Origin of the sequence: Rothia sp. 27098_8_27 (assembly GCF_041432805.1) — a bacterium.
In the GTDB taxonomy this organism is placed as follows: domain Bacteria; phylum Actinomycetota; class Actinomycetes; order Actinomycetales; family Micrococcaceae; genus Rothia; species Rothia mucilaginosa.
On record NZ_JAPWAJ010000001.1, the window covers coordinates 476,097 to 487,549 of the forward strand.

The 11,453-nt window shown below is 59.1% G+C and carries 6 protein-coding genes; 1 reads left to right on the top strand and 5 read right to left on the bottom strand.

The features are described 5' to 3' along the window. Position 1 precedes the first annotated feature (1 nt). Positions 2 to 2,671 (bottom strand): nitrite reductase large subunit NirB, encoded by a 2,670-nt coding sequence (nirB, locus tag O3675_RS01770; RefSeq protein ID WP_371570578.1) that lies wholly within the window; start codon positions 2,669 to 2,671, stop codon positions 2 to 4. A 544-nt stretch (positions 2,672 to 3,215) separates the two neighbouring features. On the opposite strand from nirB, the gene nirD reads away from it, so the two are divergent. Continuing rightward, positions 3,216 to 3,542: a nitrite reductase small subunit NirD gene (gene nirD, locus O3675_RS01775; RefSeq protein WP_294641948.1), complete on the top strand. Its 327-nt coding sequence runs from the start codon at positions 3,216 to 3,218 to the stop codon at positions 3,540 to 3,542. Between the two features lie 102 nt (positions 3,543 to 3,644). On the opposite strand, the gene O3675_RS01780 is transcribed toward nirD, so the two are convergent. The 4 genes from O3675_RS01780 to O3675_RS01795 all read right to left on the bottom strand — a co-directional run bounded on the left by O3675_RS01780 (position 3,645) and on the right by O3675_RS01795 (position 11,215). After that, the gene (locus tag O3675_RS01780) at positions 3,645 to 4,385 is read right to left on the bottom strand and encodes a sirohydrochlorin chelatase (protein ID WP_371570581.1); all 741 of its coding nucleotides are present in this window, start codon (positions 4,383 to 4,385) and stop codon (positions 3,645 to 3,647) included. Positions 4,386 to 4,468: 83 nt separating this feature from the next. Then, complete coding sequence (locus tag O3675_RS01785; protein ID WP_371570583.1) at positions 4,469 to 7,234, bottom strand: HtaA domain-containing protein; 2,766 nt, start codon at positions 7,232 to 7,234, stop codon at positions 4,469 to 4,471. A gap of 196 nt (positions 7,235 to 7,430) precedes the next feature. Next, entirely contained in the window at positions 7,431 to 8,909 is a 1,479-nt protein-coding gene (locus tag O3675_RS01790) for an enoyl-CoA hydratase (RefSeq protein WP_371570585.1), read from the bottom strand. 476 nt (positions 8,910 to 9,385) lie between these two features. Then, positions 9,386 to 11,215, bottom strand: a complete 1,830-nt coding sequence (locus O3675_RS01795) for a hypothetical protein (RefSeq protein WP_371570588.1) — start codon at positions 11,213 to 11,215, stop codon at positions 9,386 to 9,388. Positions 11,216 to 11,453 lie beyond the last annotated feature (238 nt).

The following is an 11,453-nucleotide window of genomic DNA, read 5'->3' on the forward strand; positions in this document are numbered from 1 at the left end:
ACTACGCTGCCGGGACCGGGTTGAGGTCACTGGGCTTGCCCACGGGAATCTTGGCACCGGTCAGCAGGACGGTGTTGGACTCGCCAGCTTCTGCCGCCGCAATTTCCTCGGGGGTTGCGGGGCGAATCTGCTCGCGCTCCAGCACGTACAGGTGCGAACCCTCGTCGCTGCCGTTGGGCTCGTTAATGAAGGCGCGGAAGCGGCGCAGACGGCGCTCGTCGCGCAGGGTTGCCGCCCACTCGTCCTCGTAGGAGTCAACGTGACGCTGCATGTCGCGCTCCAGGTCCTCGCACACACCCAGGGAGTCCTCAATGAGGACGGACTGCAGGTGTGCCAGACCGTCGCCGTGCTCCTCATCCAGATCCTCGAGCCAGCGAGCGGTACGCTGCAGCTTGTCTGCGGTACGGATGTAGTACATCAGGTAGCGGTCGATGTAGCGGATGATGTCCTCGCTGGAGGCGTCCTTGACGAAGAGGCGACCGTGAGCGGGGTTCGCACCACCGTTACCGCCCAGGTACAGGTTCCAGCCGTTGGTGGTTGCAATCAGACCAACGTCCTTGCCCTGTGCCTCAGCACATTCACGGTTACAACCGGAAACACCGAACTTGAACTTGTGCGGGGAACGCAGACCGCGGTAACGGTTCTCCAGCTGGACTGCCATGCCGGTCGAGTCCTGAACGCCGAAGCGGCACCAGGTCGAACCCATGCAGGACTTCACGTTACGCAGGGACTTACCGTATGCCTGACCGGACTCGAAGCCAGCATCCACCAGACGCTCCCAAATGTAGGGCAGCTGCTCCAGGCGAGCACCGAACATACCGATACGCTGTGCACCGGTGATCTTCACGTACAGACCGAACTCTTCAGCGACCTCTGCGATGACGCCCAGCTTCTTAGCGGGAATCTCACCTGCAGGAATACGCGGAACGACGGAGTAGGTACCGTTCTTCTGCATGTTCGCCAGCGCACGGTCGTTGGTCTCCTGAATACCACCGCGGCCTGCGTCCAGGACGTAGGAGTTGCGGAAGGAGGAGAGAATCGACGCAACGGTCGGCTTACAGATAGCACAGCCGTCGCCACCGCGGCCGAAGCGTGCCAGCACGGAGTCGAAGTCATCCAGGCTGGTCAGGCGTACAGCCTCAGCCAGCTCTGCACGGGAGAAGTCGAAGTGCTCACACAGTGCCTTGGAGACGGTCAGACCCATCTTCTTCATCTGCTGTTCCAGAGTCTTCTGCAGCATCGGAACACAGGAACCACACTGGGTACCCGCGGTGGTGCAGGACTTCAGGGATGCAACATCGTGGTTGCCGTCAACGATAGCCTCGCGGACAGCACCGAAGCTGATGTTGTTGCAGGAACACAGGATTGCGTCGTCGGGCAGTTCGGTGTCGGGGATGCCGTCGCCGCCACCAGCTGCGGTCAGGTAGACGTTCGGCTCAGCGGGCAGTTCGCGGCCGAGCAGGGGCTTGAGGGAGTCGAAGGGAGCGGTGTCACCGACGAACACGCCACCGAGCAGGGTCTTTGCGTCGCCGCTGGTCACGATCTTCTGGTACATGCCGCGTGCGGGGTCTGCGAACAGAACCTCGAGGCAGCCCTCGGTGGTGCCGCGGCGGTCACCGAAGCCAGCAACCTGAACGCCGGAGAACTTCAGCTTGGTTGCGATGTCGAACTCTTCAACCTGAGCTTCTTCGTTGTCGTTGAGCAGGTTAGCTGCCACAGCGTCAGCCATAGCGTTAGCCGGTGCGACCAGACCCCAGGTGCGGCCCAGCACGCAGGCGACCTCACCGATAGCCCAAATGTGCTCGTCGGAGGAGTGGCATGCGTCGTTGACGAGAATACCGCCGCGCTCGCCCAGTGCCAGGTCGGCGTCGCGTGCCAGCTCGTCGTTGGGGCGAATACCGGCACCGAAGACCACCATGTCGGCGGGCAGGGTGCGGATTTTTGCATCCTCAGAGGGAGAATCTGCGATGGAGACGGAGACGACGTTGCCGTCAGCATCCTTGTTGATGCCGGAGATGTACACGCCGGTCTCAATCTCAATGCCAGTTGCCTTGATCTGGGCGTTCACGGCGTAACCGCCGCCCTGGTCAACCTCAACGGAGAGCAGCCAGGGTGCCACGTCCAGGATGGTGGGCTCTGCGCCCAGGTCCTTCAGACCCTCAGCTGCTTCGAGGCCGAGCAGACCGCCACCGACGACAATACCGCGGGGTGCGCGGCCGAGGGTGTCCTGCAGGCGATTGACCTCGGAGACCATGTTCTTCACGTCGTCAATGGTGCGGAAGACGTGTGCGGCGTCCGAGTTAAGAATGGGGATACGAACCGCGCGGGAACCGGTTGCGAAGACCAGCACGTCGTAGGGGTACTCGTTGCCCTCGGTGTCGGTGACGACGCGGCGGGTGCGGTCAAGCTTCTCTGCGTGGCAGTTGTTGACCAGGTTGATGTTCTCTGCATTCCACAGTTCGGGGTCACCGAGGGTCAGGTCCTTCTCGGTGTCCTTGAAAATCTTCTCGATAGCAACGCGATCGTAGGGGATGTAGGGCTCATCGTTGAGGACGGTGATGGTGTCCGCTGCGCGACCGGCAGCTTCAGCGCCTTCGTGGTACGCGCGTACAAAACGCCACGCAGCGGGGCCTGCGCCGACAACGAGAATGTTGCGGGGGGTGTGCGACATGGATTTTCCTTCCTAGTTGTAATGCAGGTAGTTCATGGCACTTATCTACCCTCAGTGTGCGGCTGGATCGTGCCCGGTATTGGAACTCCTAGTTTCCGTCCGTTGGGCTCGTACCTGATGCGTACCGAGTAGTTGGAGCGCCCGCTTCTTTAGAATGCATCTGAAAATTACGAAACATTTTTGTGTGGGATTATGTTGTTTTCTTCAGGCAGTCAAAAGGCGTTTTAAACTACGACTTTTATCGTACACTCTAGCGCGGGGTCGAAGCATCGAAAATCCGTATTTTTTGGGAAAATTTTCCAAAAAATCCGCGGAATACCGGGCTGAAATAAGGCATTCTCACCTTATCTAAACCTAATTTAGGTAAGGCTAATCTATAAAATTTGAAATCGTCTTTTAGGGTAAAAATAACCTTTAGCACCCTCTGCGTGCCCCATTTCCAAATGTGGGTTTCATAAGGTAAACTCCAAACAAAGAACACACGAACCGCTATTGTGTCCTGCACCCTGCGCGGCGCAGACCACCACTTCGAAAGGAAACCCCCATGGCTGAGAACTGGGTACGCATCTGCGCCGAATCTGACCTCGAAGAAAACTGGGGCGAAGTCGCCCTGGTCGACGGCTACCAGTACGCCATCTACAAGACCAAGCACGGCATCTACGCTGGCGACCACCTCGACCCGCACAGCCAGGCACTGGTCCTCGCACGCGGCATCGTCGGTGAGAAGAACGGTAACCCCACCATCACCTCCCCCCTCTACAAGGAGGTCTACGACCTGACCACCGGTGAGTGCGTCTCTGACCCCTCCTACTCCATCAAGGTCTACCCCGTAGAGGTCCGCGACGGCGACGTCTACCTCAAGACTGCCTAAGCACTCAGCTACTTCAGCTACATACAAAAAACCTCGGGAACATAACGTCCCGAGGTTTTTTGTATGTGCTTTTAGAAGCCCCAAACTAAATTGGGCGAACAGCTAGGCGGCATCCAGCTGCGCAATAGCCGCATCCATGCGGTCAATAAAGCATTCAGCCACCACAGCGGCAGAAGCACCACCCTGCACGTTCACCAGCGGCGCGGCAACCTTCACCGGCACACCGGTCGACTCAGCATCACGGCGCATCTTACCGGAGAAGAAACCCTCCGCCAGCAGGTAGGTCGCGGCAAACTTAGGCTGATGTTCGGCAACGACCTCGTGGAACTTCGGATCAATCGCGGCAACGAAGCCGTGATGCACCGGGGTGTTCAGTTCCTCAGCCAGTAGCTCAGCGGCACGGCTCATGTCCGCGCGACCATCAGCACGAGAAGAGCCCGCAGCACCCTGCACAACAGGGCCGTCACCGGGAGTCCAGCCAGCCTCTTCCAGGCGGGCGCGGGTCAGTGCGGCAAGGCGCGCATCCGGGCCCAGAGACTCACCGATACTAATACGCTCAATACCGCTATTGCGTGCGGCACGACGCAAATCCACCTGAGTGTGGAAACCGGTCGACAGCAGAATCGGCACGATCACACAGGGCTCATCATTGGGCAGAGAGGCTGCGGCATCATCAACGCTGGGAGATTCCACATCCACATATGCGGCGTGGACACGGTACTCCACGCCGTCGTTACGCTGGGCAAGCAGGAACTTAATCTGCTCACGAATCAGCGTGATAGCCTCGCGACCGGCGACCGAGTCGGTGCCGTGCGAGGTTGCGATTACATTCAGAATAGTCATATTTCCATTGTATGAAAGGAACACCCCGCTTCCCCACTCATGAACACGAGTGGCGAAGCGGGGTGTTGCACGAAGGCTAAATCTTAGCTCTTGCGGCGGCGAGCCACAACCAGTGCGGCACCTGCAGCCAGGGTGATAGCACCAGCTGCGGCAGCGAACATAGCGCCGGATGCGCCGGTCTGCGCCAGCTTCGAGGAGGAGCTACCGGAGGTCGAGGAACCACCTGCGGAAGAACCACCGTTAGAGGAGCCGCCATTGGAGCCGCTCACACCCAAGTTGTCGGAGGCACCAGAGCCAGCATCAGAACCGCCGTTGGAGCCGCCCTTGTGGCCGGCTGCGTTCTGGTCAGCGGTGTTGCTCTCAGAAGCAGAAGCGCTCGCGGATGCAGACTCGCTTGCGGACGCACTCGCGGACGCATTCGAAGAAGCCGAGGCGCTAGCCGATGCAGTCGCCGATGCGCTGCTGGAGCTGCTTGCGGAGCTCGATGCGCTCGCAGAAGCAGACGCGCTAGCGGATGCGGACTCGCTCGCCGAGGGGGTCACGGCGGGAACGCTCGGAACCGCGGTCGGGGATGCGCTCACCGATGCGCTCGGAGTTGCAGAAGCACTCGGGGCAGCAGAAGGCGCCACGGACGCGGTCGGCAGAGACGGCGAGGTGGGCTCCTCCGAAGGAACTGCGGTGGGTTCTGCAGTCTTGGTGGGCTCAGCAGTCGGTTCTGCGGTTGCAGTGGGCTCAGCCGTTGCCGAAGGCGCTACGGTGGGTTCTGCGGTCTTAGTGGGTTCTGCGGTCTTAGTGGGTTCTGCAGTAGCAGAAGGCTCCACAGTCGGCTCAGCGGTGGGCGCGACGGTAGGCTCAGCAGAGGGTGCCTCGGTGGGCGCGACGGTCGGCTCAGCAGACTTAGTGGGCTCTGCGGTCGGTGCCTCGGTCGGAGCAACAGTCGGCTCCGCAGTCACGGTAGGCTCAGCAGAAGGCGCGACAGTCGGCTCAGCAGTCGGTGCCACGGTAGGCTCAGCAGACTTAGTGGGCTCGGGAGCCGGGGTCGGTGCCGAGTTTGCTGCCAGGCGGTTCAGCCACAGCTGATCCTCGTAGGTGTTCGGGTTCTCGAAGCTGGTCGGGTAGATAATATCGCCGTTGGGCAGTTCGAGAGCGTTGTAGCCGCCGCTCTTGTCGGTCTTGCGCATCGAGGAGAGAACCACCTCGTTCACCTTGTTCAGGGTCTCATCCATGAACACCAGGCGGGAACCGGATGCGTCCACCACAACCACGTTACCCGCGCGGGTCAGGAACATGGTGGCAACCTCGGTCTTCTCGAAGCCCTCAAGAGTTGCGGACTCGCGGACCACGCTGAAAGTGCCGTTCTCGTACTTGAGGATCTGCACCTTACCGCCGTACCAGTTGTTCCAACGGTAAATGTAGCCCTTGGGGCTGACCAGGGTCGAGGGCAGGGCGGTGTCATAGCCTGCGGGTGAAGAGTTCGGCACCAGGGACACGCCGTTGCTGCTCATGTGCAGCAGGTGACCCTTCTGAACCACCTTTTCGCCGGCCGCATCGTAGATGGAAGTCGACGGCGCGTACACGAAGCTGCCGTCGGGTAGCGGTGCGAGGGTCACGGTGTTGTTGGAGAACGAGTCACCGTAGTACTCGTCGAGCGAGTAGGCGTTCACAACCTGCGGGTCGATAGAGTCGGGCTTCGGCAGAGCCTGCGAGGTTGCCTTGCCGGATGCGTCAATGATGGTCAGCTTACCGCCGCCCTGGCCGTCAATGCTGACGATGCCCCAGGTGTTGTTGGCGGGGTTGTAGCCGATTGCCTTGACGGTGTTGGCGCCGAGCTCTGCGTCGGAGTAGGTACCGGAGGAGACGAGCTTACCCTCAGCGGTCACGGTGTACAGCTCGGGCTTGTTGGTCTCGCTGCCGATGACGAGCATGCGGTTGCCGTCAGCATCCACCGCGAAAACGCCCTTGATTGCCTTCAGAACGCCGGTGTCGGTCATCTTCAGGTTGGAGCTGGTCAGCACGGTGTAGGTGGTGTTGCCACCGAAGCTCGGGGGTGCCACGTGCACGATGTGGTTCTGACCCAGACGTGCGGTGTTCTGGGGCAGGCTCACGCCCGCGCCGGTGTTGTAGGACTCGGCGACGCTGTAGGCGCTCTTGGGGGTGTTGGCTGCGCTACCGTTGTAGGAGATGCTCAGCGGGTCGAGGCTGGCGCCTTCGTTGTAGAAGTCGGAGAAGGCGTGGTTACCGTCGGCGGTCAGGTTCGCGGAGATGCCGCTGATGCTGACCACGCCATCCTTCTCGCTCTGCTTAGCGGTGCCGGTGCTCAGGGTCGCCATCTTGACTTCCATGGGGCCCTCGAACTTGCCGGAGGCGTAGTTCTTGGTGCGCACGGTCATGTAGAGGGAACCGGTGCCGTCAGCGAGGTTCAGTTCCACGCGGGGGTTGGAGAAGGTGAGGTTCAGGGCGCAACCGGTTTCGGGGTCCTGACCTTCGGCGCAGTGGCCGGTGAACCAGAGGCGGCCGGCAGCCTGCAGGGTGACCTGCTTGCCATCTTCAGAGACCGTGGTGGAGGTCGGGGTGAAGGTGAACTGCTTTGCGGTTGCGTCCCAGGATGCGCCGTCGGTCATTTCGCGGGGCATACCGTTGTAGGACAGGAAGGAGGCGCGCACGCCCCAACCGAAGGACGCGCCTGCAGTTGCCTGGTCGCCTGCAGCGACGTTCTGTGCGGCAACGTTCTGGGCAGCGATATTAATGTTCTCGGCGAGAACGGGTGCCAGGGGCAGGGCAACAGCGCCAGCAACGGCGAGGGCGCAGGCTCCCTTGGAGAGGCGGGTGCCAGATGTGAAAATCTTCATTGGTGTGCATCCATACTATCGACATTGTTAGGACAGGCTTACTATATCGACAGTGTGTACATTTCTCAAGATATACACCAAATGAGCCGTTTTATGACAAAACATCTCACAGCACACCGACAGGGCAATATACCCACCCCGCACCAACACACCTCAACAGGCAACAGGGGCCGCCACTACCCCAACCCCTAGGCGACTAATCCTTCTTCGAAGCGTGCATACGTGACACACCCAAAGCACCCAGAATCAGACCGCCGCCCAGGGTCACCAAAATCGGCAGAAGCGGCGAGCTCTTATCCATGTTGCGGGTAATCTGCGCCTCCGTTGCCTTCACACCATTCGGCGATCCGGGATCAGTACGAACCTGAGAGGAAGAACCATTCAGAATCGCGGCACGGCGAGACTGAGCCGCCGAATCGGTACCCGAGGGCAAATTAGACTCGGGGGTCACCACCTCAACAGGCTGCGCCTCCCCGGTGCGGTACCCCAGCGCCGAGGAAGACGCGGTGGCAGAGCTACCGGCAGCGCGCGGAACAGAAATCGTGGCGTCATTAGTACCCGGAGCCATGGCGGTATCAGCCTGAATACCGCGGGTCTTAGACTTAGAACCCGCAGCGGGTGCATTCGCGCCGGATGCGTCCGCAGCCTCAGAGGCAGACGCGGAAGGTACAGCAACCGGCTTCTCCTCGTTCATAGACGAAGAACCGGACGATACTCCCCCACTCTCAGAGGATGCCTGAGTCACCGTAAAACGCACCGTATTGAGCTGAAGGTTACCGTCACCGGCAGCTTCAAAAGCCGCCACCAGGTACGTCTTACCGATCTGTAGGGACGCACCGGGCACACCAATCACAGCCTCGAACGCACCCGCAGAAATAGATTCCGGACTAACGTGCACAATGGCGAGCGCGTCACCCACGGTGTTGCCATTGGAGTCGACTTCCATGACGATCAGGTCGTAGCCCTTGTCATTCTGGGGGAAGTTCGTGGCACGGACCGTGACAGGCTTCGTATCATCCTGAGAGTCACCCTGCGAATCCTGAATAGACATGTGCGCCTTGCCATCCCGCTGGTTCATCGGGTCGTACACGCTGGTGTCTTCGGAGACAACATACTGGCCAGAATCCTTATTCTGCGGGTTGTCTACGGTACGGCGAACCGCGTCACCATTCTCAGCGGTGGGTGATGTAGCGGTAGGCGAAGGCAGGTTCACCGCTTCGGGGGTCGGCTGAGCAGTCGCCTCGGCGGTTTCTACCTCTTCACGCTCAATGTCGACCGGCGGTTCGGTGGGCTTTGCTTTGCCGTTGCGCGGGTCAGCAGCCTCAACCAGGCGGTTCCCCCGCTCAGTCACAAAAAATTCGTAGGATACACCGTGCGCGGTATCCTCCAGAACGATCACGTACACGACGTTAGAGTCCGTCGCCGGGCTCATCCGGAGGCGAAACTCCCCCTCCTTGGTCCCCTCAGTCAGGGTCGGGCTTTCCAGAACGGAGCCACCGTACTCACCGGAAGGGGTGTAGAAGTTCACGTCAACCAGAACGCTGGAGGCCTCCAGATCTTCAGGGAAGCCCGTCCAACGTAGAAGGTAGCCGCCATCCTTGAGCTGCGCCTTCATGGTGATGGTGGAGGCGGCGCCCTGCGTCTCCTGATTGTCTTCAGCCCGGTTCGCGTTCAAGGTCGCGGTTTTTTGCACGGCAGAGTGGGTCGTGACGGGTGCTTCCGTTGCGACAGAGGGTACAACAAGCCCGCACTGAAGCCCCGCAACCAAAACAGTTGCGGTGACAATACGGTGCTTCGCTGAATAAATACTCATGCAATGCGTCTTTTCATGATGGAATTGTGCGTGCTACTGCCCATTCTTCATGCGCCTCAGGGAGCCTTTCGGGAGCGCCATACACCCGGATTTGTCGTACCATACTCCGCTTCATATTTCAGGTGAAGAAGACCTGACAATAGCTCGCATCTATTTATCGGTTATTTCAACCCTATCACGAACCTTAAGGTTTATTCACGCGAGGGTAGAGTTTTTTTGAACACCCTGAACGCACGACTCGCCCCCGCAATCTGCGCCAACAGATAGCGGGGGCGAGCATTCCTCATGAAACAACGAACATACTATGCGATGCCGTCAAAAAGCACGGATTAGGGGCGTTAGCCGCCGAGGACTCCCCTGCGGTGAGCCATCCATGCGGCACCAACCACCAGCGCCAAACCGGCGCCTCCAAGAGCCCAGAAAGCTACACCGTGCTGCGCAACCTCTTCACTAGCGGGAGACGCCGCCGAAGCTACAGCCTTCACGCCATCCTGACGATCAGCATTCGCGTTGGAGTGCACCTGGGTGGTATTCGAGTTCACCGTAGCGGAACGATTATTAGATTCCGAATGAACCACGGGGGTGAAACCCTTATTGCCATTACCAGAAGCTGCCGACGCCGCCTTTTCTTCATCCGTCAAAGCAGCCGAGTTCGCGGCAGCAGCGATAGATGCCGGGTCAGAACCCGAACTGTACGCCGAAATCTGATTGGTGCGGGTCGGTTCAAAAGCCGAACGCGGAGCTATCGTACGTGCCTGAGCCAAAGCCTGCAGAGCCTGACGCTGACGCTCAGCCTTCGCTTCCTTTGCCTTGGACATGGCGCTCACCGCATCCAGAGTGGAGCGGGGTGCGCTCGCGGCAGACTGACCCGAGCCCGACTGGGTATCATCAGAACGAGTCGAGACGGCACTAGTAGCAGCCGAGGGGCTACCCTGAGTGGTGCCGGTCGCCTCGGCCGCATTGGTGCTGGGCGTGAGCGATGCGCTTGCATCCTGGCGGGGCGACTCATCCTTCGTCAAGGAGGTTGAGTTGCCGGTCGCCTCGCCACTGACCTTGAATCGCACCGAGACAACTTCTTCCGCGTACTCAGTATCATCGGCGCGCACCAGGTAGGCGGTGTACACCGAGCCGGTCTTCAGCAGAGAGCCGGGCATGCCAACCTCTTCCTTGAACGCGCCATTCACGATGCGATCAGAGCTGATGCGTGTAATGGACAGCGCATCACCCTTATGGTTGCCACTCATGTCGGTTTCAACCACGATCAGGTCGTAGCCAGCCGCATTCGCGGGCAGACGCTCTGCACTGATAGTCACCGGCTTGGTTTCCTTATCAGAGCGAACCTCAGCATACGCGACCTTCAGTTCCGTAGCACTCAGGGTCTGAGTATCGCGAGAAGAGGTCGATCCACCGGGAATCTGCTCCAGCTTCTGCGTGTGGGTTTCGAGGTTCAGGTTTTCAGCAGACTCGGAAGGCACCTCAGTCTTAACCTTATCCTTGCTACCCTTCTGATCTGCAGCCTGCTGGTTCTTCTGCTCCTCTTCACGGAGCTTTTCCATCGTCTTCAGCTCGTCAATGGTCGGAACACGGTGGGCGTTTTCCTTCTTATCCACCATAACCTCGTCAGAGTCATCCTCAATCGGGATAACGTGCGGAACGAGGGAACCCTCAGAAATCATGAATTCGCCATAGCCCTCGTCAGAGGTCGTCAGATCCATGGCACTAATGGAGTAGTAGCCCTCCTGAGGCATCTGCGGCATCTCAAAGGTGACGAGCATCGAGCCGTCGTCCGCACGCTCAACCTGCATTGCGGAGGGCTCGTAAGTGTCAGACCCAAGCAACGTGCCAGTGGCGTCGTAGTACTGCATTACCAGGTACACCCTAGAGGCATCGCCCACGTAGCCGCCCTCATAGAGGGGCACGAGCTTAATGGTTGCCTGACCGTCCTTGATGGACTGAATCTGAATCTCAATGGTGTCGACCTCAATTTCGAGGTCTTCGTAGGGGCAGCTCGAATTAAATTCGCTATTAACCAGAGCCGCCAGGCAATCATTCACGTTAATTGCTTCAGCCTCTACTGCGGAGGCACCAGGAAGCACAAAAGCGCTTGCACCTAAAGCGGCTGCAAGCGAAAGAGCATGAATGCGTTTCGGAAGTCGAGTGATAGTCATGTGCGCCATTTCGATCGATGTAGGCGCAAAGCGTGGACTAGGGAAGGCTCACCACAAGCCGGTGTTTCTATCCAAGTATTTGCGCACCAGTACGTCGGTTACACCCTAGCCTAACACGGATATTGCACTTAATGTTGCATTGCATTCACGTGCTAAAACTTTATGTCGCGATAATTGCCGAAACAAAAGGGAATTAATTACTTTACTGAGATATATATAACGCAAAATTCGAATGTCA